The following is a 24,899-nucleotide window of genomic DNA, read 5'->3' as shown; positions in this document are numbered from 1 at the left end:
TGGCGTCTAACTGCTTTGAGGGATACATATGAAGCTTCAACAATTGCGCTACATCTGGGAAGTGGCGCACCACGACCTCAACGTTTCCGCTACAGCCCAAAGTCTCTACACCTCACAACCGGGTATCAGCAAGCAGATCCGTCTGCTCGAGGACGAGTTGGGCGTCGAGGTTTTCGCACGCAGTGGCAAGCACTTGACGCGAGTCACCCCGGCCGGTGAGCGAATCATCACCACGGCTGGCGAGATCCTGCGCAAGGTCGAGAGCATCAAGCAAATCGCTCAGGAGTTCTCCAATGAGAAGAAAGGCACCCTGTCGATTGCTACCACTCACACCCAGGCACGTTATGCGTTGCCGCCGGTCATCAGCGGCTTCATCAAGCAATACCCGGATGTCGCCTTGCACATGCATCAGGGCTCGCCGATGCAGATCGCCGAAATGGCTGCCGACGGCACTGTGGATTTCGCCATCGCCACCGAAGCACTGGAGCTGTTCGGTGATCTGGTGATGATGCCGTGCTATCGCTGGAACCGTTGCGTGGTTGTTCCCCAGGGGCACCCGCTGACCAAGCTGCCGAAGCTGACCCTGGAAACCCTGGCTGAATACCCGATCGTGACCTACGTGTTCGGTTTCACCGGTCGTTCCAAACTCGACGAAGCCTTCAGCCATCGCGGCCTGACCCCGAAAGTGGTATTCACCGCAGCCGATGCCGACGTGATCAAGACTTATGTGCGCCTCGGTCTGGGCGTGGGTATCGTCGCCAAAATGGCGGTCGACACCAAGCTCGACAACGACCTGGTCGTGCTCGATGCCAGCGAACTGTTCGAGTCCAGCGTGACCAAGATCGGTTTCCGCCGTGGCACGTTCCTGCGTGGTTTCATGTGCGACTTCATCGAGAAGTTCGCCCCGCACCTGACGCGCGAAGTCATGGCCAAGGCCATCCAGTGCCACAACAAGCAGGAACTGGAAGAACTGTTCGACGGCGTCGAGCTACCGGTTCACTAAGGCGACTCATTTCACCTCGGTAACAGCAAACTGTTGCCGGGTTCCCGCCACGTTGATTTCGACCTCATCACCCTCGAATTTTCCCAGCAGGCTTTTGCCCAGTGGCGAGCGCGGGGTGATGACGGTAATCAGTTGCCCCACCAGATAAACCTTCAATCCGGCCGCATCTGGTCCCAAAAACAGCCATTGCTGATTACCGTTGTCGTCTTCAAGACCCAGCAGCGTGCCAATCTGGATGCCGTGTTGCTCGTCATAGGGACGCAGGATCAGGTTTTGGCAAAGCACCAGTGCCTGCCTGATTTCTTCCACACGCCTGGCCTGACCGGCAGCCAGATAGGAGGCTTCCAGGCCTAGCGTGTCGTATTTGTTTTCGGCGATGTTTTCTTCGTGGGTCGCGGTTTCATAGGCAGTTTGCGCGGCGCGTTGGGCGATATCGAGATCGACCTTGAGCTTTTCGAGGATCAGGCTGTGGACGGCGTGTTTATTCATGGTCAATCACAGAATTGCAGGACGTTCGCCCGGCTCTTGTCGCTGGGGGCCGTCTGGTCTTGTTGCAACCAGAACTGGCATTTAGGGTTGGACTGAATGCGCAGGTTGCTGCGGGCATTGTCCAGGCCTTGTTGTTGTTCGTTCTTGCTCAGGTTGTCCTGGTATTGCTCGAACATTCGATTCGGCTCCGCCGGTTCGGTAACGGGTGGTTTGGCGAGGTGCTGAACGGCCTCGGCTACAGGCGCAAGTTGCTGACTGAACACAAAGCGTGAAGCCAGCCAGCAGGTCAATGCGATAGCCATGAAACCCAGCCACAGACCCAAGGCAATGCTGCCGGTCAGCTGCAGTGGATTAATGCTGACGTGCATTGGACGATGCGGACGTGGACGATAGGGCATGGCGGCTTCCTGGCAGGCGCTGTTGATCGGGCAGGGGGGATGATTGTCGCACACCCCCAGAGCCTGTTGACGGTTGGTGGCGAGCCGCCATCAAGCGTCAACAGGCCCTGGAAGATTAATCGGCTGCACCCCTTCTGCGCGGAACGATTTATGCGGACAATCGGCGCTTTTGCCAAACGGAGCCCGGAATGAAAGTCACCTGGGATATTTTCTGCAGTGTCGTCGATAACTACGGCGACATCGGCGTGACGTGGCGCCTGGCCCGGCAATTAGTGGCTGAGCATCAATGCTCGGTGCGGCTGTGGGTCGATGATCTGCGGGCTTTCGAGCGCATTTGTCCGCAACTCGACATCAATGCCCCTCAGCAGTGGCAGCAGGGTGTCCAGGTGTGCCAGTGGTCCGCCGTATGGCAATCGACGGCCGCCGCCGATGTGGTGATCGCCGCATTTGCCTGTCAATTGCCGACTGCGTACATGGACGCAATGACTGCGCGGGAGAAAACCCCGCTGTGGATCAACCTTGACTACTTGAGTGCCGAGGACTGGATTGTCGGTTGTCATGGCTTGCCATCGGTGAAGTACAAGCATGTGCAGAAGTATTTCTTCTTTCCGGGGTTTCAGACCGGTACGGGCGGCTTGCTGCGTGAGGCCGGGTTGCTCGAGCAGCGTCGCCAGTTTCAGAAAAATGCTCAGGCCCAGCGAGATTTCTTGCAGGCGCTCGGCGTTGCTCCGGTAGCGGGCGCGCGGCTGATCTCGTTGTTCGCCTATGAAAATGCGGGACTGGCCAGTTGGCTCGACGTCATGGCTGCTGACTCACAACCGACTCATCTGCTGGTGCCCGAGGGGCGGATTCTCGGTGACGTTGAGCGGTGGCTGGGTGTCGAGGGGTTGTCGGCTGGCGCGGTACATGTACGCGATTGCTTGACGGTGCAGGTGCTGCCGTTCGTCCGGCAGGAAGAATACGACCGCCTGTTGTGGTGCTGTGATTTCAATGCCGTACGCGGCGAGGACTCTTTCGTGCGCGCCCAGTGGGCTGGGCGGCCAATGCTCTGGCACATTTATCGGCAGGAAGAAGACATTCATCTGGACAAGCTCGACGCCTTCCTCGAGCTGTATACACTAGGCCTGTCGCCGGCCGCCAAGGCCGCCGTGAATGATCTGTGGCAGGCCTGGAACGCAGGAGCGGAAATGGCCGAAAGCTGGAAAAACCTGCTTGAGCACTGGCCGGAAGTGGCCAGTCATTCCGAAAAATGGTGTCTGGAACAGGCCTTGCAAGCGGATCTTGCTGCGGCGCTGGTGCAGTTTTACCTAAATTGGATATGATACGCGGCCTAGATTTTTGTAAATCCCATCCAAATTCGGATATTCGTAATGAAAACTGGTAAAGAACTGAAACCCGGTACGGTGATCCGTCTCGAAAACGACCCTTGGCTGGTTCAGAAAGCTGAATTCACCAAGTCCGGTCGTAACAGCGCGATCATGAAGACCAAGCTGAAAAACCTGCTGACCGGTTACAAGACCGAGATCGTTTACAGCGCCGATGACAAACTGGACGACGTAATCCTCGACCGCAAAGAAGCGACTCTGTCGTTCATCAGCGGCGACACCTACACGTTCATGGACACCACTGACTACACCATGTACGAGCTGAACGCCGAAGACATCGAAGCTGTTCTGCCATTCGTCGAAGAAGGCATGACCGATGTTTGTGAAGCGATCTTCTTCGAAGAGCGTCTGGTTTCCGTAGAGCTGCCGACCACTATCGTGCGTGTAGTCGACTACACCGAAGGTTCCGCTCGTGGCGACACTTCCGGCAAGGTCATGAAGCCTGCCAAGCTGAGCAACGGTACTGAGCTGCAAGTTGCTGACTTCATCGAAATCGGTGACAGAATCGAGATCGATACCCGCGAAGGCGGTTCTTACAAAGGCCGCGCTAAATAAGCGCAGTTTTTGCAGGAAAGAAAAAGCCCGACCATTGAGTCGGGCTTTTTTGTGCGCGTCTGTTGGGTGCGAGCACTCCCACGCTCCCGCGTGGGAATGCATCCGGTGACGCTCTGCGTCACCTCTACAGCGGACGCAGAGCGTCCGGGGCGGCATTCCCACGCAGAGCGTGGGAACGATCAAGACCATGAACGTCGCGTAAGGCGAGTTCAGCGTCATCGAGCGTTAGGGTGAAACAGGTGTAAACCTATTTCAGGACTAGACACGTCTGTTGGGTGCGAGCACTCAGACAGTGACGTGCAGGCGAACGTCTACGTTACCGCGAGTGGCGTTGGAGTAAGGGCAGACCTGGTGTGCGGCGTCGACCAGGGTTTGTGCGTCAGCTTGCTCCAGGCCGGGCAGGTTGATGTGCAGGTCTATGTCCAGTCCGAAGCCACCCGGAATCTGGCCAATGCCGACATGGGCGGTGATCGAGGCGTCGTCGGGGATTTTGCGTTTGCTCTGGCTGGCAACGAATTTCAGTGCGCCGATGAAGCAGGCGGAGTAACCGGCAGCGAACAGCTGCTCAGGGTTGGTTGCCTCGCCGCCGGCTCCCCCAAGTTCTTTCGGGGTGGAGAGCTTGACGTCGAGGATGTTGTCGCTGGAAACAGCACGGCCATCACGGCCACCGGTAGCAGTTGCAACAGCGGTGTAGAGAGTTTGCATGGTGTAAGCCTCTTTTTTGATGGCTGTATGCGCTAAATGTTTGCGCGCTAAGTAAGTGCGAGATAAATGTAGCTCGCAAATAGTTAGCGCGCAATATAATTTTTATGCAAGCAACGTTCAGCGCGCAGAAGCTGAAGGATGACTGTCGGCGTGAGGCTTGGTTTAGAGCGCTTGAGTAGCGCTCAGAAAATTTTCGTCGTGATGAATTTTGTTTGGCTGGGAGGGCGCCTTCGCGGCCAGCTCCTGATGCCAGTAAGCTTAAGGAATTTCAGGCTCAACGCATTCCACCGCAGGTTCGCGTTAGTCGCGGGGGGAGTGACAAAAGCGCGGGTGAGCGCTTACAGGCTGTCTTGCAAATGACTGCGCAAAGCCAGCAAATCGGCCTGCAACTTGCGTATCTGGTCCAGGGTCTGGCCGCTCGCGCCAAGGATGCATTGTGGAATATCCCGCGCCTTGTCCCGCAGGGCGTGGCCTTGCGCAGTCAATTCAACGATCACCACGCGCTCGTCTTCACGGCTGCGGGTGCGGCTTAACAAACCTTCGGCTTCGAGGCGTTTGAGCAGAGGTGTCAGTGACCCCGGGTCCGTCAGCAGGCGGGTGCTGATCTCGCCTACGGTCAATCCGTCGCGTTCCCATAGCACCATCATCGCCAGGTATTGCGGATAGGTCAGACCTAAAGCTTGCAATAGCGGCTTGTAGACCTTGGTCATCAACAGTGATGTGGAATGCAGGGCGAAACATAGCTGGTTGTCGAGCAGCAGTTGGTCGCAGTTATCGGGGGTGGAGCTAACGCTAGTCATTTTGAGGCCTTGATCATTACTTGCCCTGAATCTAGCGGGCGAATCTTTAATGCGCTAGATAATTTTTGGGTCAGCGCCAACCGAGATCGCTTTGCAGTGCCAGATCCCAAGGCGGGATCGGGCTGAATCGGCCCTTGAGGTACTCCAGCAACAACCGACTGCGGGAGTTGGCTTGCTGTTCCAGACGCAAGGCATAAATACCGGTGGTTTCCGGTTTGGGCAGCCCACTTTCGCAAAACAGTGGTAGTAACTCACCGCGCAGCAGGTGCTCACTGATCAGCCAGGTCGGCAGGTGGGCGATGCCCAGCCCTGCAAGCGCGCCGAAGAGCAGCGCTTCGGCATTATTGGCACTCATGCGCATGCGCTGCGGGCGGTGCTGTTGCAGTTGCCCGTCCAGCTCGAAACGCCAGGCGAAAGGGGGCGCCAGACCATCCCAGTCGAGGCCATCGTGCTCGCTCAGTTCCTTGGGATGAATCGGCGCGCCGCGGCGTTTCAGGTAGGCAGGGCTGGCGCAGGCAATCCGCACCATGCTGGCCAAGGGCGTGGCGACCAATCGGGTATCGGCCATTTGCCCGGCCCGCAGCACCAGATCGACTTTGCCCAGGTTCGAACCCTGCATATCGACAAAGCTGTCGATCAGGTGCAGCTGAACATCCAGCCCCGGATAGACCACCAGGAAGTCGGCAATCACCGGCGCCAGGTGGCGTCGGCCAAAAGCGGCCGGGGCGTCCACGCGAATCAGTCCTTCCGGGGCATTGCTCAGGGAGACGGCTTCGGCCCGGGCCAGACGTAGTTCGGCGACTATACGTCGTGCTCGCTCGGCAAATGCCAGGCCAGCCGGTGTCGCGCGCACGGCATGGGTGCTACGGGTGAACAGTTGGCTGCCGACTGCACTCTCAAGGCTGTCGATGCGCCGGGCTACCGCCGATGGCGTCAACGGATGGCGACGCGAGGCGGCAGAGAAGCTGCCGGTTTCCAGTACATCGAGAAACAGGCCGAGCTGATCGGTGAGGATATTGGGGTTCATGCCTGGGGTTTGCTTGTGCGAATTGGGCATAGCCATTGTGCGTTTCTGTGCGTTTCCACGCCAGTACAGACTGCGTAGCATGCAAAGCCAGACGTGAGGGGATCGCCTGTGATTGAGTTAGTGATGTATCTGGCATTTGGCGCAGCCTTGGGTACCGTGGGCGGTTTGTTCGGTATCGGCGGCGGCTTGATCGCGATTCCGGTGCTCGGTGTTTTGTTTGGTCTGGATCAGCAAATTGCTCAAGGCACGGCGTTGGTCATGGTGGTTCCGAACGTGATGTTGGCTTTGTGGCGCTATCACCAGCGCAATCGCATTGAGCTGCGCCACGCGTTGCCCCTGGCCTTGATGGGATTTTGCTTCGCCTGGCTGGGTTCAATCTGGGCAGTGGGCATCGATGCGCGAGTGATGCGTATTGGCTTCGTCGCGTTTCTGATCGCCTTGTCAGTCTACAACCTTGCGCGAATGTTCATGGCCAGCGCCCCGGTCTCGGCGCAGATGCGTTACTCGTGGCCCTGGCTGGGCGTGTTGGGCGCAGCATCCGGGACCATGGGTGGATTGTTTGGTGTCGGCGGGGCAGTGGTCGCCACACCGGTGCTGACCAGCCTGTTCGGCACCAGCCAGGTCATTGCCCAAGGCTTGTCCCTGGCCTTGGCCTTGCCGAGTACCGGCGTCACGTTGGTGACCTACGCGCTCCATCACCAGGTGAGCTGGATGATTGGTTTGCCCTTGGCGGCCGGCGGTTTATTGAGCATCAGTTGGGGGGTGAAAATTGCCCACGCCATGCCGGAGCGACTCTTGCGCGGGCTGTTTTGCGGCTTCCTGGTGTTCTGTGCGGTGATGCTCACGTTTAAAGTTTGAAGCCTTCGACGATGTGCTCGGCCAGGCACTCGGTAATGGGCGATGGTGCGTTCAGGTTGCGCACCAGCATGATGCTGGCTTCAGGCAAGAGCGGCAGTTCTTCGGCATCACCGAGGATGCGCATATCCGAGGTGATCAGGCTCTCCAGTTGCGCGGTGACCGCCAGGCCGGCGCTGACCACCGCCATGAGCGCCGAGAGGCTGGAACTGTTATAGGCGATGCGATAGTCGCGCCCGGCAGCATCCAGGGCGTTGCAGGCCCAAATCCGGCAGAAACAATCGCTGTTGAACATCGCCAGCGGCAGCGGCGTTTGTTCGTGGGGGCTGAAGCATTGTGCCTCTGCCCAGACAAAACGCTCCTTGCGCAGCAACTGGCCAATCTCGCTGCCCGGTTCGCGGGTGACGATGGACAGGTCCAGGTCCTGGCGTTGCAGAAGTTGTTTTGATGACTCGCAATGCACTTCGATCTGGATCAAGGGATAGGCTTGCGCGAAGCGCGACAAAATCCCCGGCAAAAAGCGCATCACATAGTCATCGGGCGTACCGATGCGCACGGTGCCGACCATGTGCGGTTCGCGCAGCGTATTGAACACTTCACTGTGCAGTTTCAGGATGCGCCGGGCGTAACCGAGCAACACCTGACCCTCGGCGGTCAGCCGTACCTGGCGCCCATCACGCTGAAACAGCTGGCGTTGCAGGACGTCTTCTTCAAGACGCTTCATCTGCATGCTCACCGCCGATTGGGTGCGATTGACCAATTCACCGGCGCGGGTAAAGCCACCTTGGTCGGCGATCGCGACGAAGGTGCGCAGGACTTCGGTGTCGATGCTTGGGTAGTTGGCCAATTGATCAATCTCTGAGATGTATTGCATAAGAAACATTCGTTGGATTGATCTTAGCTCCAGGACGAGACTTTAGTCATCCCCACTGGAGGGCAACATGATGAAAGGTCAAAAAGGTTATCTACTGGTCGAAAAATTTTCATTCCATGGTTTCTCCCTGCGTCCTTTGATGGAGAAAATCGCCCGCTGGCATCAGCTCAATCGTGAGCGTGCGCTGCTGGCGAGGATGAGCGACGAGGCGTTGAAGGATATCGGGATCAGTCGGGCCGATGTCGAGCAGGAAGCCGTACGCCCATTCTGGGACGACCCGATGCGCAAATGATTATCGGACAACTACACAAGCGGCTTCGTGGTGGGGTAGTTTGCGAGCAGACATGGAGATACACATGCCCGCAGAACTGTCCTTTTCTCTCAAACAGGCTCGGCGTCTGGCGCTGGCCGCCCAAGGTTTCTCCGGGCGCCAGCCGCCAGCGACGGTCAAATCGCCTCAACTCAACCGGTTGATCGAACGTCTGGGCATCCTGCAGATCGATTCGGTCAACGCTCTGGTGCGCTCGCACTACCTTCCTCTGTACTCGCGCCTCGGTCAGTATTCATCCGATTTGCTTGATCAGGCTGCCTGGGGTCAGGGCCGACGGCGCACATTGTTCGAGTATTGGGGGCATGAGGCGTCTTTGCTGCCGCTATCAATGTATCCCTTGATGCGCTGGCGCATGCAGCGGGCGAGGCAAGGGGAGGGCATTTATCAACAAATGGCCCGATTCGGGCGGGAGCAGCAGGAGACGATTCGTCGAGTATTGACCCTGGTTGAGGAGCGAGGGGCTCTCGGCGCCGGCAGTTTGTCGACGCGTCAGGAGCGGGCGGGCCCCTGGTGGGACTGGAGTGCCGAGAAGCATGCGCTGGAGTGGTTGTTTGCCGCCGGTGAAGTGACTGTTTCAGGGCGTCGTGGTTTCGAGCGTCTTTATGATTTACCCGAGCGGGTCATTCCAGCAGCGACTCTTCAGCAACCGCTACTCAGTGAAGCCGAGGCCCAGCGCGGGCTGCTTGTGCATGCCGCGAGTGCGCTGGGGGTCGGTACTGACAAGGACTTGCGCGATTATTTTCGGCTTTCACCTGTCGACAGCCGCGCGCGTCTGGCTGAGTTGGTCGAGGCGGGTGAGTTGGTGGTTTGCGATGTTCAGGGTTGGCGGCAACCCGCCTATTGCCTGCCCGTGCCGAAAGTCCCGCGCGCAGTCGAGGTCAGCGCCTTGCTCTCGCCGTTTGATTCACTAATCTGGGAGCGTAGCCGCACTGAACGTTTGTTCGATTTTCGCTATCGGCTGGAGATCTACACGCCTCAGTCCAAACGGGTGTATGGCTATTACGTGCTGCCGTTTCTTTACAACGAACGAATTGCCGCTCGGGTCGATTTACGGGCTGAACGGGCTCAGGGAAGGCTGGCGGTGCATGCTGTGCATGAGGAAGAGCCAGGGCTGGATGAGCAGGGGATGCGGGCGTTGGCCAAGAATCTGCGACAGATGGCCGACTGGCTGGGCTTGCCGGAAATTCAGTTGAACTGCCCGCGTGCCAGTGCGGCGCGGTTGCGGGTGGCGTTGATGCAGGAGGAATGATCGTTCCCACGCTCCGCATCACGTTTTGGAACAGACGCAGAGCGTCCAGGGCGGCATTCCCACGCGGAGCGTGGGAACGATCAGCTCTTACTGACTCAACGGCGAACCTGTTTGAGTGTCTCGGCAATCAAAAACGCCAGTTCCAGCGACTGATCGGCATTCATTCGTGGGTCGCAATGGGTGTGATAACGGTCCGATAAGCCATCCTCGGTAATCGGCCGTGCGCCGCCGATACATTCGGTGACGTTCTGTCCGGTCATTTCGATATGGATACCGCCGGCATAACTACCTTCCGCTTCGTGCACCTGGAAGAACTGTTTCACTTCATTGAGGATCTGCGCGAAGTCGCGGGTCTTGTAGCCGCTGCTGGCTTTGATCGTGTTGCCGTGCATCGGGTCGGAACTCCACAGCACTTTCTTGCCTTCGCTTTCCACTGAACGGATCAGCTGCGGCAGATGGTCGCCAACCTTGTTCGCGCCCATGCGCACGATCAGGTTGAGGCGGCCGGGATCGTTGTCCGGGTTAAGGATGTCGATCAGACGAATCAACTCCTCGGTGTTCATGCTCGGACCGACCTTGACCCCGATCGGGTTGTTCACCCCGCGCAGGAACTCGACGTGGGCGCCGTCGAGCTGGCGCGTGCGGTCGCCGATCCAGAGCATGTGCGCCGAGCAGTCGTAGTAATCGTTGGTCAGGCTGTCGCGTCGCACGAAGGCTTCTTCGTAGTTCAGCAGCAGCGCTTCGTGGGCGGTGAAAAAGCTGGTTTCGCGCAGTTGTGGTGAGCTATCCATGCCACAGGCGCGCATGAAGGCCAGGGTTTCATCAATGCGATCAGCCAGGTGGCTGTACTTCTCGGCCAGGGCCGAATTGGCGATAAAATCCAGGTTCCATTTATGAACTTGATGCAGGTCGGCAAAACCGCCCTGAGCAAAGGCGCGCAGCAGGTTCAGCGTTGCAGTGGACTGATGGTAGGCCTGCAGCAAACGATCCGGATCCGGCACGCGGCTCTTTTCATCGAAACCGATGCCGTTGACGATGTCGCCACGGTAAGCCGGCAGGGTCACGCCGTTGATGGTTTCATCGTTGGAGGACCGCGGTTTGGCAAATTGCCCGGCCATGCGGCCGACCTTGACCACCGGGCAGCCCGCCGCAAAGGTCATGACAATCGCCATCTGCAGCAATACTTTAAAGGTGTCACGGATTTTTGCTGCAGAGAATTCGGCAAAGCTTTCTGCGCAATCACCGCCTTGCAGCAGAAATGCCCGACCCTGAGTCACCTCGGCAAACTGACGGCGCAACTCCCGGGCTTCACCGGCAAACACCAGCGGCGGATAACTGGCCAGGCTTTGCTCGACCTGCAACAAGTGCGCAGCGTCAGGGTAATGGGGTTGTTGCTGGATCGGCAGGGCGCGCCAGCTGTCAGGGCTCCAGGGTTGGCTCATCATGGACTCTAGTGTTTTACGGTCGGACATCCATGTTATCAGTAATTAGTGCGTGACCTGTTCCCGTTGGTTCGCGGACAATCGCGCCTTTCCCGCTCGGTGCCGAGCGACTGGATTTATCGCGTTGCCGAGGTTGAGCCCGGTGGCGGTTAGGAGATGAGATGACTGAGGAGCGCGTCGAGCGCCTGCTCGCTGAGGTGCACGATGACTTTGGCATGATTCGGGTGCTGGAAGTGGCGGATTACCGCTTTCTCGAATTTGGCGATGCCATCGAACAGAGTTGCGTGTTCACCGCCGACCCAAGCTGGCTGGAGTACGACTATACCCGGGCCATGCTGATCGGTGCGCTGTGCCACGAAACCCCGGAAAGTGCACTGTTTCTGGGGCTTGGCGCGGGCACGCTGACCCAGGCCTGCCTCAAGTTCCTGCCGCTGGAAGATGTCGAAGCCATCGAGCTGCGCCCGGACGTTCCGCGCCTGGCCATCGAATACCTGGGTCTGGATGACGACCCGCGACTTTATATCCGTGTCGGCGATGCCCTGGAGCTGCTCGACACTGCCGAGCCCGCGGATCTGATCTTCGTCGACCTCTACACTGATGTCGGTCCGGGCGTCGGGCATCTGGCCTGGGGCTTTCTGGCAAACTGTCAGAAACGTCTGAATCCGGGTGGCTGGTTGGTGATCAATCAATGGGCCACCGATGACGGCAAGCCATTGGGCGCGGCTTTGCTGCGTGGTCTTTATCACCGGCATTATTGGGAGCTGCCGGTGAAGGAGGGCAATGTGATCCTTATGGTTCCATCCGACCTGGATCAGCAACTGGATATGGAAGGCCTGATCGCGCGAGCCGAAACGCTGGCGCCGCGTCTGGGGTACTCGCTGCAGTCGCTGATCAAGGATATTCGCCCGGCGACATAAGGCACAGCCTCAACAGCCTTTGAAGTCACCGGGTCGTTTCTCGATCATCGCACGCAGACCTTCCTTGGCGTCTTCACTGTTCAGCAATTTTTTGACCAGTGGCGGCAAACCTTGAGCGGCGGCGGTTTCGCCTTCAAGGCGTGCCTGACGGGCGGACATCAAGGTCGCCTGAACGCCCAAGGGTGCTTGCCTGGCGATACGTTGGGCCAACTCCAGTGCGCGGGGTAACAGGTCTTCGCTGGCCATCACTTCCTGGACCAGACCTAGCCGCAAGGCGTCATGAGCGTCGAACTCATCGCCGGTCAACAGCCAGCGCATGGCGTTGCCCCAGCCGGCGATTTGATGCAGGCGCAAGGTGGCGCCACCGAAAGGGAAGATCCCGCGCTGGACTTCCATCTGGGCGAAACGCGTATTGCTGGCGCACAGGTTGATATCGGCAGCCAGCATCAATTCGATGCCGATGGTCAGGCAGTAGCCTTGTACGGCGACGATCACCGGCTTACTGACCCTGGGGCCTGCGAACACTCCCCATGGATCGCAGCCGCCGGTCGGCGCCTGCCAGCCGTTGGCCAGAGCGGCACCGACATTCGCCAGATCCAGCCCGGCGGTAAAGTGTTCACCGTGACCGAACACCACGGCTACCCGAGCCTGGGCATTACGTTCGAACTCGCCATAGGCCAGGCTGAGTTCGTTAAGCAGATCGAGGTCGAAGGCGTTACGTTTGGCAACGCGGTCCAGGCCGATCAACAGGATATGACCGCGCTGTTCACGGCTGATGCGACTTGGATTGAGCTGATTCATGGGACATATCCTTGGGCGGAAAAGGGTGTTTCAGACCGAAGGTCTCAGCCTGAAAGATGAACCGTTTAAGCGTCATGACCAATAGGGCCGGGCCTCTGAAAAGTAGACGCTTGGAGGATTATCCGCAAAGCCCGTGACAGAGAGGCGTACAGCTGCTTTTTCTTATAAAAACTTCTCCCTTTTTTCAGTAATTCCGGTATAGTGCGCGCCGGCCTTTAACCGGGCCACGTTTAGGTATAGCAATTCCCCCGAAGCCAGCTTCGGTTGCTTGTTCGCTCTGCGGACTATCCTTGACGATCCATTCATTCAAACGTTTTCGCAAATCCCCGCCGACAAAGCTGCCAGGGCGACTCTTGAGTCTCAACACGGCACGCGCAGCTTTGGAGCATGGGTCTTTGCGGATGCACTTAGAGGCAGACCCATGACCCAGGAAATCGGCGGCTTCGCCGCTCTTGAACTTCATCCCAATATTGTCGCTGCAGTAGTCGCTACCGGCTATGAAGAGCCTTCGGCCATTCAGCAGCAGTCGATCCCGATCATTCTCGCCGGTCACGATATGATTGGCCAGGCGCAAACCGGTACGGGTAAAACCGCTGCGTTCGCCCTGCCGATTCTGCACCGCATTGATCCGTCCAAGCGCGAGCCGCAAGCTCTGATCCTGGCCCCAACTCGTGAGTTGGCGCTACAAGTTGCAACCGCTTTCGAAACCTACGCCAAGCAAATGCCGGGCGTAACTGTTGTGGCTGTCTACGGCGGTGCGCCGATGGGCCCGCAATTGAAAGCCATCCGTAATGGCGCACAGATCGTTGTCGCCACTCCGGGTCGTCTGTGCGACCACCTGCGTCGCGACGAAAAAGTATTGGCGACCGTGAACCACCTGGTTCTCGACGAAGCCGACGAAATGCTCAAGCTGGGCTTCATGGACGACCTGGAAGTTATCTTCAAGGCCATGCCGGAAACCCGTCAGACCGTATTGTTCTCGGCCACCTTGCCGCAGTCGATCCGTGCCATCGCTGAGCGCCATCTGCGCGATCCGAAGCACATCAAGATCCAGACCAAGACTCAGACCGTTACCGCGATCGAACAGGCTCACCTGTTGGTTCACGCTGACCAGAAGACCTCGGCTGTATTGAGCCTGCTGGAAGTGGAAGATTTCGACGCGCTGATCATGTTCGTGCGTACCAAGCAAGCGACCCTGGACCTGGCCAGTGCCCTGGAAGCCAAAGGCTACAAAGCCGCTGCGCTGAACGGTGACATTGCCCAGAACCAGCGTGAGCGCGTGATCGAGTCCCTCAAGGATGGCCGTCTGGACATCGTTGTGGCGACCGACGTTGCTGCCCGTGGTCTGGACGTTCCGCGTATCACCCACGTATTCAACGTAGACATGCCGTACGATCCAGAGTCCTACGTTCACCGTATCGGCCGTACTGGCCGTGCCGGTCGCGAAGGTCGTGCACTGCTGTTGGTGACTCCGCGTGAGCGCCGCATGCTGCAAGTGATCGAGCGTGTAACCGGTCAAAAGGTTGCTGAAGTCCGCCTGCCGGATGCTCAGGCCGTTCTCGATGCACGCATCAAGAAACTGACCAACAGCCTGTCGCCGCTGGTTGCTGATGCCGAGTCGACTCACGGTGATCTGCTGGATCGTCTGACTGCCGACATCGGTTGCACCCCGCGTGCACTGGCCGCTGCTCTGCTGCGCAAGGCTACCAACGCTCAAGCACTGACCCTGGCTGCCATCGAGAAAGAGCGTCCACTGGTGCCGAACAATGCACCGCGTGGCGATCGTCCAGAGCGTTCCGGTGATCGTCCGGACCGTGGTGATCGTGAGCGTCGCGCTCCGGTTCCGCTGGCTGAAGGCCGTGCTCGTTGCCGTACCGCGCTGGGCGCGCGTGATGGTATCGCTGCCAAGAACCTGCTGGGCGCCATCCTTAACGAAGGTGGTCTGGCGCGTGAAGCTATCGGTCGCATTCAGGTGCGTGACAGCTTCAGCCTGGTAGAGTTGCCGGAAGATGGTCTGGAGCGTCTGCTGACCAAACTGAAGGACACTCGCGTTGCCGGCAAGCAGTTGAAACTGCGTCGTTATCGCGAAGACTGATCCGCGCTGAGCTGATCAATCGAGCATAAAAAATCCCCGACTGGTTCGGGGATTTTTTATGCCTGATCGTTTCCACGCAGAGCGTGGGAACGATCATTTAGCCAAACCGATAGATGTCCATCCCCAGCGCACCCATGGTGAAGCCTTGATGGGCAATACTGAAGTCGCCGCCGGCACCACGGGCGAAATACAGCGGAAGCAAATGCTCGTCGCTGGGATGGCTGCGCACGGCATAGGGCGCTTGCTGGCGATAGTCATGCAGGGCTGCTTCGTCGTCAGCGGCGAGTTTGTCGATCACCCAGTCGCGAAAGGCTTTGGCCCAAGGCTCTACGCTTTCCGGGCCGGCGTGCCAGTCCAGCTCGCGCAGGTTGTGGGTGATGCTGCCGGAGCCGATCAGCAGTACGCCATGTTCGCGCAGGCTGGCCAACGCATGGCCGACGCGGGTTTGCAGGGCTGGCCCAAGACGACTTGGAAGCGAAACTTGTACCACCGGAATATCGGCTTGCGGATACATCAGAGACAGTGGAACCCAGGCGCCATGGTCGAACGGGCGCTTGGCGTCAATCCGGGCATGCAGCCCGTCGGCTTTGAGTAAGTCGACTACCTGCGCTGCGAGCTCTGGCTCACCGGGAGCTGGATACTGTACGGCAAACAACTCGGGTGGGAAGCCACCAAAATCATGCCAGGTTTCCGGCTGAGGGTTGCCACTGACCAGCAGCTCCTGGCTTTCCCAGTGGGCTGAAACCAGCACGATGGCTTTGGGTCTGGGTAATTCGGCGGCCAGACGTGCCAGAGCCGGGCCGCTGGCACCGGGTTCCAGTGCTAGCATTGGCGAGCCATGGGAGATAAACAGGCTAGGGAGCATAAGAGGTTCCTGAGCGTTAAGATGACATCATCTTCAGTCAGATCATTGATCTAAATCTAATATAAGTTTTAGTGCCTTTTGATCGAATTTTCAGGGTGATTTATGCAACCGGAATTTTGGCACAAGCGTTGGGAGCTCAATCAGATCGGCTTTCATCTGTCCGAGGTAAACCCCTACCTGCCGCGGTTGTGGCCTAAGTTGGGGTTGGCGGCAGGCTCGCGGGTGCTGGTGCCATTGTGTGGGAAAAGTCTGGACCTTGTGTGGCTCGCCAGTTGTGGTCATCAGGTGCTGGGCGTCGAGTTGTCAGAAAAGGCCGTGACGGATTTCTTCAGTGATCAGCAACTTGAGCCACAGATCAGTCAGCAGGGTGCTTTCACGGTCTATCAGGTGGGCTCGATAGAGTTGTGGTGCGGGGACTTCTTTGCCTTGAGAGTTGAGCATGTGGCTGATTGTGCAGCGTTGTATGACCGGGCGGCGCTGATTGCCCTGCCACCGGAAATGCGCGAGCAGTACGCGGCACATCTGAACCGGATCCTGCCGTCGGGTTGTAAGGGGTTGCTGATTACTCTGGACTACGACCAGATACAGATGGCCGGGCCACCGTTTGCGGTGGTCGATGCTGAAACAAGAAGCCTGCTTGGCGATTACTGGCAGCTTCGAGTCGTAGAAGAACGAGACGTCCTCGCAGAGAGCTGGAAGTTCCTCCAGAGCGGTGTCACGCGCCTGGATGAGCGGGTTTATCGTCTGTTGAAGAACTGACCCGGGTCGTAAACGCTGGAGTGGTCGAATTCTTTGGAAGCGAAAAAGGGGCGACTTGCGTCGCCCCTTTGGGTGCTTCAATGAAGGCTATCAGCCACGACGGCGCAGTGCGTCGATACGCTCTTCCAGCGGTGGGTGGCTCATGAACATGCGAGCCAGGCCCTGCTTGATGCCGCCGTTGATACCGAAGGCAGTCAAGGTGTCCGGCATGTGTACCGGCAGGCCTTGCTCCGAACGCAGGCGCTGCAGGGCGCCGATCATTGCGCTGGTGCCGGCCAGGCTGGCGCCGGCTTCGTCTGCGCGGAATTCGCGTTTGCGCGAGAACCACATGACGATTGCGCTGGCCAGGAAGCCCAGTACCAGTTCGGCGAAGATCGTCGCCACGTAGTAGGCGATGCCCTGGCCTTCTTCGTTCTTGAAAATAACCTTGTCGACGAAGTTGCCGATGATTCGCGCGAAAAACATCACGAAGGTGTTCACCACGCCTTGTACCAGCGCCAGTGTCACCATGTCGCCGTTGGCTACATGGCCGATTTCGTGGGCCAGCACCGCTTTCACTTCATCCGGTGAAAAGCGCTCCAGCAGACCCTGGCTGACGGCGACCAGTGCGTCGTTCTTGTTCCAGCCAGTGGCAAAGGCGTTAGCCTCGTAAGCCGGAAAAATCCCGACTTCGGGCATCTTGATCCCGGCTTCGCGGGACAGCTGCTCGACGGTTTGCAGCAACCATTGTTCATGGCGAGTGCGCGGCTGGCTGATGATCTGGGTGCTGGTGCCCATCTTCGCCATCCACTTGGAGATGAACAGCGAGAACAAGGAACCCGCGAAACCAAAGACCGCACAGAAAACCAGCAGCTGATTGAGGTTGAGGTCAACCCCGTTGGCCGCCATGAACCCGTTGAAGCCGAAAAGGCTCAGGGTGATGCTGGCAATCAGCACGACCGCCAGGTTAGTGGCCAAAAACAGCAATATGCGCATCATGGTTGTAGAAATCTCCTCATGCTAAATATGTAGCGTACTGCGGGGTATATAAGGTGCGGCACCGGGCTATTCAACCAGGTGACTATTTCAAACTGTGTCTTACAGTCGGATTTTAGACCCTTGCAGGGTTTTTCCGACATTGATCAGGCACGCGCTTTTAGCGCTGAGGGTCCCGTCGCAGTTGGGTGCGATGGCAGACCATGGGAACAGCACAGGCACAGGAGGGCATGTGTTTAGGGAAAAAGGAGATATGTTGCTGAATTAATCGCTGTGCGACTTTGCAACAGTCGCACAGCGTAACAGTGCTTATTGGCGGTAAGATTTCAGGAAATTACCGATCCGGCCAATAGCCTGGTCCAGATCATCCACTCGCGGCAGGGTCACGACGCGGAAGTGGTCCGGCCATGGCCAGTTGAAGGCGGTACCCTGGACCACCAACAGCTTTTCCGAGAGCAACAGATCGAGAACGAATTTTTCATCGTTGTGGATCGGGCAGATTTTCGGGTCGATCCGAGGGAAGGCGTACAGCGCACCCATCGGTTTGACGCAGCTGACGCCGGGAATGTCGTTGAGCAGTTCCCAGGTACGGTTGCGCTGTTCCAGCAGACGGCCCGCCGGCAAGACCAGGTCATTGATGCTCTGATAGCCACCGAGGGCGGTCTGGATCGCATGCTGGCTAGGCACGTTGGCGCACAGGCGCATGTTGGCCAGCATGTCGATGCCTTCGATGTAGCTCTGGGCATTGTGTTTCGGGCCGGAAATGGCGACCCAGCCGGAACGGAAACCCGCTACACGGTAGGACTTGGACAGGCCGTTGAAGGTCAGGCAGAGCAGATCCGGAGCCAGCGAAGCAGTACAAACATGCACGGCATCGTCGTAGAGAATCTTGTCGTAGATTTCGTCGGAGAACACCACCAGCTTGTGCTGGCGGGCAAGTTCAAGCATGCCCGACAGAACTTCCTTGGAGTACACCGCGCCGGTCGGGTTGTTCGGGTTGATGATCACCATAGCCTTGGTGTTCGGGGTGATCTTGGCCTTGATGTCGGCCAGGTCCGGCCACCAGTTGGCTTGCTCGTCGCACAGGTAATGCACCGGATTGCCGCCGGCCAGGGTCACGGCTGCGGTCCACAGCGGATAGTCGGGTGCCGGGATCAGTACTTCGTCACCGTTGTTGAGCAGGGCCTGCATCGACATCACGATCAGCTCGGAAACGCCGTTGCCCAGGTAAATGTCTTCAATACCGACGCCTTCTACCTGCTTTTGCTGGTAGTACTGCATAACGGCCTTGCGGGCGCTGAAAAGGCCCTTGGAGTCGCTGTAGCCTTGCGCGGTCGGCAGGTTGCGGATGACGTCCTGGAGGATTTCGTCCGGTGCCTCGAAACCAAAAGGCGCCGGGTTGCCGATATTCAGCTTGAGGATGCGATGGCCTTCCTCTTCCAGACGTTTGGCGTGCTTGAGCACTGGGCCGCGAATGTCATAACAGACGTTGGCGAGCTTGTTCGATTTGCTGACCTGCATGGCGATGTGTTCCTGAAAATGAACGATCCAGGCGGCATTGAACTACCGTACTGGGAATCCTGCGTTCTCACACAGGCCTGTAACCGGTATCGCAGCGTGAAAATCCGTTTGAATGCGCGTTACACGGCTGCCAGACTGGCGTTTGACGAGGCGCAATCATACGTGCCGCCTGATCCGTGGAAAAGATACAGATCAGGCTTTTTCAGTTGCAGAGGTAAGACGATGGAAAAGTTGGAAAAAACCCTTGAAGAATGGCGCGCCATGCTCGATCCGGAGCAGTACAACGTTTGTCGCCTCAAAGGCACCGAACGACCGTTCTCGGGCAAGTACAACGGCACCAGGACCGATGGTGTTTATCACTGCATTTGCTGCAATGAGCCGTTGTTTGACTCCAGTGCAAAATTTGATTCTGGCTGCGGCTGGCCGAGTTTCTATCAGCCGATAGGCGAGAGCGCCATGGTCGAGATTCGTGATGTGAGCCACGGCATGGTTCGTACCGAAGTGGTCTGCGCCAAATGCGATGCACATTTGGGGCATGTGTTCCCTGATGGTCCGCCACCGACGGGCTTGCGCTACTGCATCAATTCGGTGTGCCTGGATCTGGTGCCTCGGGGCTGATCGGCTGTACGCCCCCCTGTAGGAGCCGAGCTTGCTCGCGATGGTCGTAAACGATGACGTGTACTTCCTGACGAAACGCGTCAGCTTCAAATCCATCGCGAGCAAGCTCGGCTCCTACATATAGTTAGCGCCAGCCGTGATATCCCGGGTGACGTTGCCGATAATTAAATTGCACGCAATTCAATTGCTCACTATGGTTGTCTCACATTTCCGTTTCAGGAGCCTGCGCCATGACTGACAATTTGCTGAACATCCCCTGCACCACCATCAAAGGCGAGCAAAAGACCCTGGCCGACTTTGCCGGCAAAGCCGTGCTGGTGGTCAACACTGCGAGCAAGTGCGGTTTCACGCCGCAATATAAAGGTCTGGAGGAGCTTTGGCAGAATTACAAGGACGAGGGTCTGGTGGTGCTCGGCTTCCCGTGTAACCAGTTCGGCAAACAGGAGCCGGGGAATGAGGGGGCCATTTCCGAGTTTTGCGAGCTGAACTTTGGTGTCAGCTTCCCGCTGTTCAAGAAGATCGAGGTCAATGGCAGCGACGCTCATCCATTGTTCGTGCAGTTGAAAAAACGCGCTCCGGGCCTGCTCGGCTCTCAAGGCATCAAGTGGAACTTCACCAAGTTCCTCATCGGCAAGGACGGTCAGGTCGTCAAACGTTTTGCTCCGGCGACCAAGCCGCAGGATCTGACGAGCGAGATTGAAGCGTTGCTCAAATGAATGGTCTGTCAGCTGATTCGCTCAAACTCGACAGCCAGCTGTGCTTCAAGCTGTACGCCGCTTCCCGGGCAGTCATTCGTGCCTACAAGCCGATGCTCGACCAGTTGGGGCTGACCTACCCGCAATACCTGGTCATGCTGGTGTTGTGGGAATGGCAGGATTCGCCGCCTGAGCAACCGACGGTGAAAGCCCTTGGCGAGCGGTTGGCCCTGGACTCCGGGACGCTCACACCGTTGCTCAAACGCATTGAGCAGATGACGTTAGTGCAGCGTCAGCGTTCGGCGCGCGATGAGCGTGAAGTTCACTTGAGTCTGTCCGGTGCCGGGTTGGCCCTGCGCGAGCGGGTCGCGCCGCTCAAGGCGCGTCTGTTGTGCGACAGCGGTGTGGATCTGGATCGCTTGAGTGAGCTGCGCAGCGGTCTGGACCAGTTATTGGGGCAGATCAAAGCGCTGTCGTAACGGGCACCCATAGTTCGAGCAGGGCAGCCAACTCTTCGCGCCGAAACGGTTTAGCCAGATAGTCGCTCATCCCGGCCGCGCGGCAGCGTTCTCGCTCCTCGGGCATGGCATTGGCAGTCAGTGCGACGATAGGCAGATCAGGCCAGCGACCACTGCGGCGGATCTGCCGGCTGGCTTCATAACCGTCCATGACCGGCATATTGCAGTCCATTAACACCAGGTCGAAACTACTGTGCTCAAGCTGGTCCAGGGCCTCGGCGCCATGTGCTGCAACGGTCACTTCGCAGCCAAGCTTGCCGAGCATTCCTTTGGCCACGAGCTGGTTGACCGGGTTGTCTTCCACCAACAGGATGCATGCCCGCCGCTGGGGAGACAGGGTTTCAAGCTGTGCTTCGTTGATGGTGGTGGTCTGTGCTTGCAGGGTCCGCCGCAGGGTTTGATAAAGCGCGTTGCGTGCCAGCGGTCGAGCCTGCTGCTGTAAGGGTGCCAGAGCGCTGGCTTCTTCGGTTGGCATAAAACTGCCGTAGGCGGTCACCAGCAGAATCGGCGTCTGGATGGCGGGACGTATCCCTAACAGGCATTCAGGGCAGTCGGTGATCAGCAGATCAGGTGTGAGCCCGATCAGCGAGTCATCGATGTTGCGTCGTTGATAGTCCAGTCCCCATCCGGGCAGCAAACTGTTCAACAGTTCGGCCAGACCGCTACCAGCTGCGGTGATCGCCATGACGTTTCCTTGCAGTGGCGCCGGAGTGGGTGCGGGGGTATGGCAAGGTAACGGCAGGTCGGCGCAGAACTGGCTGCCGAAACCCGCTTCCGAACAGATGCTCAGACGGCCCTGCATGGCTTCGCAGAGGTTGTAGGTCAGGGCGAGACCCAGGCCGGTACCGCCGAACTGCCGGGTAATGCCGGCTCCTGCCTGGGTGAAGGGTTGGAATATTTTGACCTGCGCGTCCTGCGCAATGCCGATACCTGTATCGCAGACTTCGATTCTGACGCCGTCTTCATGTGTGCTCAGGCGTACATCGACGCGGCCGAAGCGGGTGAACTTCAGAGCGTTGGACAAGAGGTTGCTGACGATTTGCCGTACACGTGTCGGGTCACCCAGCACCAATGCCGGAAACTGCGGGTCGATCAGGCAGGCCAGTTCAACGCTCGGTGCGGCATTCTGCGATAGCAGGTTGGCCGTGTCTTCGACCAGTACGCCGAGGTCGAAGGGGATGCGTTCAAGCTCCAGTTGACCGGCGTCGAACTTCGACAGGTCGAGAATATCGTTGAGTAACTCCACCAATACCTTGCCAGAGTCGTGGGCAATCGACAGTTGCTGCAGTTGCTCGGCAGTCAGGGGGCTGTCCAGAGAAAGGGCGATCATTCCCAGCAAGCCGTTAAGCGGAGTGCGAATTTCATGACTCATATTGGCCAGGAACACCGAGCGCGCCTCCGCCATGTCGAGTGCCGTGCTGCGGGCAATTTCGAGTTCTTCGTTGGATTGGCTCAAGCGAGTGTTGATCGCTTTCAGTTCGCTGGTACGCGCGGAGACGATGCTCTCCAGTTGCCCGAGATAATCGGTCAAGCGGTTCTCGGCATTGCGTCGCTGCTGAATCTCGGTGGCCATGTTTTCGAACTGCTGGTTGGCGACTTTGACCAATACGCCGATTTCATCGTTTTCGTGGCCCAGTGGGAAATCCAGTCGCGTCTGGTCGGTGCTTCGAGGGTCACTGCCGCTGAGTGCGCGGATAACCCGAACCAGGGGTTTGGTCAGCATGACGTAGAAGAGCGCCAGTAGAATTGCGGTCAGGATCAGACTGCGGAAGAAGCCGTTGAGCAGGGTCACCTCGGCTCTGCGCAGGAAGCGGCTGCCGAAAGAGTAGGTATCAACCTCCAAATGCAAGGTGCCGAGGGATTCGCCGGGCAGGTAATCGAGATAGAGCCGGTCTTCAAATTGGCGATTGGCACCAAAGAGAAAGTCGCTGATCAGCCGGTATCTGCTTTGCATCCCGGGGCGATTTACACTGGCAAGGATCGTGTTGTTGTTATCGATCAATTGCGCACTGATGATCGCCGGAGAGCGGAGCAGGCCAAGGGTCAACTCTTGCGCGAGCTCGGCGTCGATGTTGTAGGCGATCCGCGAGGCCGGGTTATGGCTGATTTCCAGAAGAGAGCGTATTTCCCGGTTGATGGAGGCGTCTTCGCTGGCATAATCGATGCCTATTTGCAGCAGACTGAGCAGGGCTCCCAGAATGAAACCGACCAGCACAGTGAGCCTGGCTTGTTTGTAAGACAGGCGGTTGGTGAACTTGATATCCATGGAGTGCTGAGCCAATTTTTTCCGTTTCCCTTCGCCGATCAATCATAGCTGAACAGTGGTGATTATCGGCAGAACCTGACGTCAGTCTTTCATTCAGCTACGAACCGGTGCTTGATGCTGCGTTTGTCTGGATAACATCATTACTGTGAACGTGCCTGAGGAGAAGTCGTGGATTCCCGATTGAATGCTTTTCTTGAACGCGCCGATGCGGTTCTGGCTCGTTTGGAGCCTTTGTTGCCCGCGCCGCGACAAACCATCGACTGGACTCAGTGTCTGGCCGCCCGCTGGCAGCGCGAAGGGCGCAGTGGTTTTCTGTTGCCGCTGGAGGTCAGTCTGGACATGCGTTTGTCCGATCTGATCGGGGTGGATAAACAACGTGAGCAGTTAGGTCGCAATACCCGACAGTTCCTGGATGGCATGCCGGCCAACCACGCATTGCTCTGGGGCTCACGCGGGACGGGTAAGTCTTCGCTTGTTCGGGCCTTGCTCGCGGAGCACGCCAAGGCCGGTTTACGTCTGATTGAGATTGAGCGCGATCACCTGGCGGATTTGCCGCGGGTGGTCGAGCAATTACAAAAGCTGCCACAGCGGTTCGTTTTGTTTTGTGATGATTTGTCGTTCGAGGCGGGCGAGGGTGATTATCGCATTCTAAAGAGTGTACTCGACGGCTCGCTGGAACAGGCTCCGGACAACGTCCTGTTGTACGCGACTTCTAACCGCCGACATCTGGTCCCGGAGAAACAGAGCGACAACGAGAACTGGAAGATGGTCGATGGTGAACTCCATCCCAATGAGGCGGTGGAAGACAAGATTGCCTTGTCGGACCGTTTTGGTCTGTGGTTGTCTTTTTATCCTTTCACCCAGGAACACTTTCTCAATGTGGTCGAACACTGGATCGGTGAGCTGGCGCGTAAAGCCGGTCTTGCGTGGCAGCGTACCGACGAGCTTGATATTCTGGCGGTCCGCTGGGCGACCGGAAGGGGCAATCGCAATGGACGTTGCGCATATCAATTTGCGCGGTATTGGGTAGGGCTACAGTTGTTGGAGCAAAAAGCATGATCGATTTGCAGAAAAGTGGCGCAGGACTCGATGGCTATGCGCTCCTGTGTGCGCAGTTGGAATCGTTGCTGGCCGATGAGCGTGACTTCATTGCTAACGCTGCGCAGTTTTCGGCCTTTTTGTTCAACCAGCTGGATGACCTGAACTGGGCCGGGTTCTACCTCAATCGCAATGAGGAACTGGTACTCGGACCGTTTCAGGGCCAGATCGCCTGTGTGCGAATCCCGTTCGGGCGCGGTGTCTGCGGGGCTGCCGCTGCGACCCTGCAAACCCAGCGGGTCGAGGATGTGCATGCGTTTGCCGGGCATATAGCCTGCGACAGTGCGTCGAACAGTGAACTGGTGGTACCGCTGGTCAAAGAGGGTCGGTTGATTGGTGTGCTGGATCTGGACAGCCCGAAACTGGCGCGTTTTACCGAGCAGGACCAGGCGGGCATCGAACAGTTGGCGGCTATTTTCCTGCGTTTGAGCGACTGCTGATCAGGCGCCTGGCCTTCTTGCAGGGGCGGTCTGCCGCAGTCAGCGCCTCGAAAATATCGGCGATTGTCATCATTCGCGCCGGCAGACTCATCTCCTCGCGTTTCAACTGTTCGGGATAACCGGTGCCGTCCATTTTTTCGTGATGGCCACCGGCAATAGAGTTCTGTCGAGTGTCCTTAAGCAGCTTACTGAGGATGTCTGTCTCGGACAGGCGTTTG

At 58.0% G+C, this 24,899-nt stretch carries 26 protein-coding genes and 1 pseudogene; 14 read left to right on the top strand and 13 right to left on the bottom strand.

From position 1 onward, the window contains the following. Positions 1-28 precede the first annotated feature (28 nt). Entirely contained in the window at positions 29-1,003 is a 975-nt protein-coding gene (gene cysB / locus AC07W5_RS08305; RefSeq protein ID WP_494993869.1) for an HTH-type transcriptional regulator CysB, read from the top strand. A gap of 6 nt (positions 1,004-1,009) precedes the next feature. Here the strand turns inward: cysB and AC07W5_RS08300 are convergent, their stop codons facing one another. Both AC07W5_RS08300 and AC07W5_RS08295 read right to left on the bottom strand, forming a co-directional pair. Then, positions 1,010-1,492, bottom strand: a complete 483-nt coding sequence (locus AC07W5_RS08300; protein ID WP_494993868.1) for a GreA/GreB family elongation factor — start codon at positions 1,490-1,492, stop codon at positions 1,010-1,012. A 2-nt stretch (positions 1,493-1,494) separates the two neighbouring features. Next, positions 1,495-1,890: a hypothetical protein gene (locus AC07W5_RS08295; protein WP_494993867.1), complete on the bottom strand. Its 396-nt coding sequence runs from the start codon at positions 1,888-1,890 to the stop codon at positions 1,495-1,497. A 188-nt stretch (positions 1,891-2,078) separates the two neighbouring features. On the opposite strand from AC07W5_RS08295, the gene earP reads away from it, so the two are divergent. Together earP and AC07W5_RS08285 are read left to right on the top strand one after the other, a co-directional pair. Further along, entirely contained in the window at positions 2,079-3,212 is a 1,134-nt protein-coding gene (earP, locus tag AC07W5_RS08290; RefSeq protein ID WP_495023164.1) for an elongation factor P maturation arginine rhamnosyltransferase EarP, read from the top strand. Between the two features lie 48 nt (positions 3,213-3,260). After that, the gene (locus AC07W5_RS08285; protein ID WP_032626910.1) at positions 3,261-3,830 is read left to right on the top strand and encodes an elongation factor P; all 570 of its coding nucleotides are present in this window, start codon (positions 3,261-3,263) and stop codon (positions 3,828-3,830) included. A 285-nt stretch (positions 3,831-4,115) separates the two neighbouring features. Here AC07W5_RS08285 and AC07W5_RS08280 read toward each other — a convergent pair whose 3' ends face one another. From AC07W5_RS08280 to AC07W5_RS08270, 3 genes are all read right to left on the bottom strand, one after another. Then, positions 4,116-4,535, bottom strand: a complete 420-nt coding sequence (locus AC07W5_RS08280) for an organic hydroperoxide resistance protein (protein ID WP_495010653.1) — start codon at positions 4,533-4,535, stop codon at positions 4,116-4,118. A 338-nt stretch (positions 4,536-4,873) separates the two neighbouring features. Further along, positions 4,874-5,335 (bottom strand): MarR family winged helix-turn-helix transcriptional regulator, encoded by a 462-nt coding sequence (locus tag AC07W5_RS08275; protein WP_494992468.1) that lies wholly within the window; start codon positions 5,333-5,335, stop codon positions 4,874-4,876. Between the two features lie 70 nt (positions 5,336-5,405). Then, complete coding sequence (locus AC07W5_RS08270) at positions 5,406-6,362, bottom strand: LysR family transcriptional regulator (RefSeq protein WP_494992480.1); 957 nt, start codon at positions 6,360-6,362, stop codon at positions 5,406-5,408. A gap of 108 nt (positions 6,363-6,470) precedes the next feature. Here AC07W5_RS08270 and AC07W5_RS08265 point away from each other — a divergent pair, with 108 nt between their 5' ends. Then, positions 6,471-7,220 carry a sulfite exporter TauE/SafE family protein gene (locus AC07W5_RS08265; RefSeq protein ID WP_494992467.1) on the top strand — a complete coding sequence of 250 codons (750 nt, stop codon included), beginning with the start codon at positions 6,471-6,473 and terminating at the stop codon, positions 7,218-7,220. On the opposite strand, the gene AC07W5_RS08260 is transcribed toward AC07W5_RS08265, so the two are convergent. Beyond that, positions 7,210-8,091 carry a LysR substrate-binding domain-containing protein gene (locus AC07W5_RS08260; RefSeq protein ID WP_494992466.1) on the bottom strand — a complete coding sequence of 294 codons (882 nt, stop codon included), beginning with the start codon at positions 8,089-8,091 and terminating at the stop codon, positions 7,210-7,212. The two genes, AC07W5_RS08265 and AC07W5_RS08260, sit on opposite strands and share 11 nt — an antisense overlap. A gap of 70 nt (positions 8,092-8,161) precedes the next feature. On the opposite strand from AC07W5_RS08260, the gene AC07W5_RS08255 reads away from it, so the two are divergent. Next, entirely contained in the window at positions 8,162-8,383 is a 222-nt protein-coding gene (locus AC07W5_RS08255) for a DUF1127 domain-containing protein (protein WP_494992479.1), read from the top strand. Positions 8,384-8,447: 64 nt separating this feature from the next. Then, positions 8,448-9,671 carry a winged helix-turn-helix domain-containing protein gene (locus tag AC07W5_RS08250; RefSeq protein ID WP_495023163.1) on the top strand — a complete coding sequence of 408 codons (1,224 nt, stop codon included), beginning with the start codon at positions 8,448-8,450 and terminating at the stop codon, positions 9,669-9,671. Positions 9,672-9,766: 95 nt separating this feature from the next. Here the strand turns inward: AC07W5_RS08250 and AC07W5_RS08245 are convergent, their stop codons facing one another. Beyond that, positions 9,767-11,113 (bottom strand): class II 3-deoxy-7-phosphoheptulonate synthase, encoded by a 1,347-nt coding sequence (locus tag AC07W5_RS08245; protein WP_494992464.1) that lies wholly within the window; start codon positions 11,111-11,113, stop codon positions 9,767-9,769. Positions 11,114-11,274: 161 nt separating this feature from the next. On the opposite strand from AC07W5_RS08245, the gene AC07W5_RS08240 reads away from it, so the two are divergent. Then, entirely contained in the window at positions 11,275-12,030 is a 756-nt protein-coding gene (locus AC07W5_RS08240) for a spermidine synthase (RefSeq protein ID WP_494992463.1), read from the top strand. Between the two features lie 9 nt (positions 12,031-12,039). On the opposite strand, the gene AC07W5_RS08235 is transcribed toward AC07W5_RS08240, so the two are convergent. Continuing rightward, positions 12,040-12,831 carry a crotonase/enoyl-CoA hydratase family protein gene (locus tag AC07W5_RS08235; protein ID WP_495023162.1) on the bottom strand — a complete coding sequence of 264 codons (792 nt, stop codon included), beginning with the start codon at positions 12,829-12,831 and terminating at the stop codon, positions 12,040-12,042. Positions 12,832-13,252: 421 nt separating this feature from the next. On the opposite strand from AC07W5_RS08235, the gene AC07W5_RS08230 reads away from it, so the two are divergent. Then, a complete protein-coding gene (locus tag AC07W5_RS08230; protein WP_495010648.1) occupies positions 13,253-14,926 on the top strand; it encodes a DEAD/DEAH box helicase in 1,674 nt (557 codons plus the stop codon). A gap of 97 nt (positions 14,927-15,023) precedes the next feature. Here AC07W5_RS08230 and AC07W5_RS08225 read toward each other — a convergent pair whose 3' ends face one another. Next, entirely contained in the window at positions 15,024-15,791 is a 768-nt protein-coding gene (locus tag AC07W5_RS08225) for a DODA-type extradiol aromatic ring-opening family dioxygenase (RefSeq protein ID WP_495010647.1), read from the bottom strand. A gap of 102 nt (positions 15,792-15,893) precedes the next feature. On the opposite strand from AC07W5_RS08225, the gene AC07W5_RS08220 reads away from it, so the two are divergent. Next, on the top strand, positions 15,894-16,550 hold the full coding sequence (locus AC07W5_RS08220) for a thiopurine S-methyltransferase (protein WP_494992459.1): 657 nt from the start codon (positions 15,894-15,896) through the stop codon (positions 16,548-16,550). Between the two features lie 90 nt (positions 16,551-16,640). Here AC07W5_RS08220 and htpX read toward each other — a convergent pair whose 3' ends face one another. Then, on the bottom strand, positions 16,641-17,528 hold the full coding sequence (gene htpX / locus AC07W5_RS08215; RefSeq protein WP_494992458.1) for a protease HtpX: 888 nt from the start codon (positions 17,526-17,528) through the stop codon (positions 16,641-16,643). A 306-nt stretch (positions 17,529-17,834) separates the two neighbouring features. Beyond that, entirely contained in the window at positions 17,835-19,046 is a 1,212-nt protein-coding gene (locus AC07W5_RS08210; protein ID WP_494992457.1) for a pyridoxal phosphate-dependent aminotransferase, read from the bottom strand. A 222-nt stretch (positions 19,047-19,268) separates the two neighbouring features. On the opposite strand from AC07W5_RS08210, the gene msrB reads away from it, so the two are divergent. The 3 genes from msrB to AC07W5_RS08195 all read left to right on the top strand — a co-directional run bounded on the left by msrB (position 19,269) and on the right by AC07W5_RS08195 (position 20,838). Then, the gene (gene msrB / locus AC07W5_RS08205) at positions 19,269-19,664 is read left to right on the top strand and encodes a peptide-methionine (R)-S-oxide reductase MsrB (RefSeq protein WP_495023161.1); all 396 of its coding nucleotides are present in this window, start codon (positions 19,269-19,271) and stop codon (positions 19,662-19,664) included. A 230-nt stretch (positions 19,665-19,894) separates the two neighbouring features. Continuing rightward, entirely contained in the window at positions 19,895-20,380 is a 486-nt protein-coding gene (locus AC07W5_RS08200) for a glutathione peroxidase (protein WP_494992455.1), read from the top strand. Next, positions 20,377-20,838 (top strand): MarR family winged helix-turn-helix transcriptional regulator, encoded by a 462-nt coding sequence (locus AC07W5_RS08195; protein WP_494992454.1) that lies wholly within the window; start codon positions 20,377-20,379, stop codon positions 20,836-20,838. Before AC07W5_RS08200 ends, AC07W5_RS08195 begins: the two co-directional genes overlap by 4 nt. On the opposite strand, the gene AC07W5_RS08190 is transcribed toward AC07W5_RS08195, so the two are convergent. Next, positions 20,822-23,143, bottom strand: a complete 2,322-nt coding sequence (locus AC07W5_RS08190) for a hybrid sensor histidine kinase/response regulator (RefSeq protein WP_495010645.1) — start codon at positions 23,141-23,143, stop codon at positions 20,822-20,824. The two genes, AC07W5_RS08195 and AC07W5_RS08190, sit on opposite strands and share 17 nt — an antisense overlap. 168 nt (positions 23,144-23,311) lie before the next feature. Between AC07W5_RS08190 and AC07W5_RS08185 the strand changes: the two genes are divergently transcribed. Together AC07W5_RS08185 and AC07W5_RS08180 are read left to right on the top strand one after the other, a co-directional pair. Next, complete coding sequence (locus AC07W5_RS08185) at positions 23,312-24,202, top strand: ATP-binding protein (protein ID WP_494992452.1); 891 nt, start codon at positions 23,312-23,314, stop codon at positions 24,200-24,202. Beyond that, positions 24,199-24,681, top strand: coding sequence for a GAF domain-containing protein (locus AC07W5_RS08180; protein ID WP_494992451.1), 483 nt, complete (start codon positions 24,199-24,201; stop codon positions 24,679-24,681). The genes AC07W5_RS08185 and AC07W5_RS08180 overlap by 4 nt, the downstream gene beginning before the upstream one ends. Position 24,682: 1 nt before the next feature. On the opposite strand, the pseudogene AC07W5_RS08175 reads toward AC07W5_RS08180, so the two are convergent. Further along, a pseudogene (locus tag AC07W5_RS08175) lies at positions 24,683-24,838 on the bottom strand (HD-GYP domain-containing protein); the annotation flags it as partial. Positions 24,839-24,899 lie beyond the last annotated feature (61 nt).

This window comes from Pseudomonas sp. GW821-FHT01E05, from assembly GCF_059422425.1.
The sequence above is the reverse complement of the archived record's forward strand: the minus strand, read 5'-3'. Positions and strand labels throughout refer to the sequence as shown.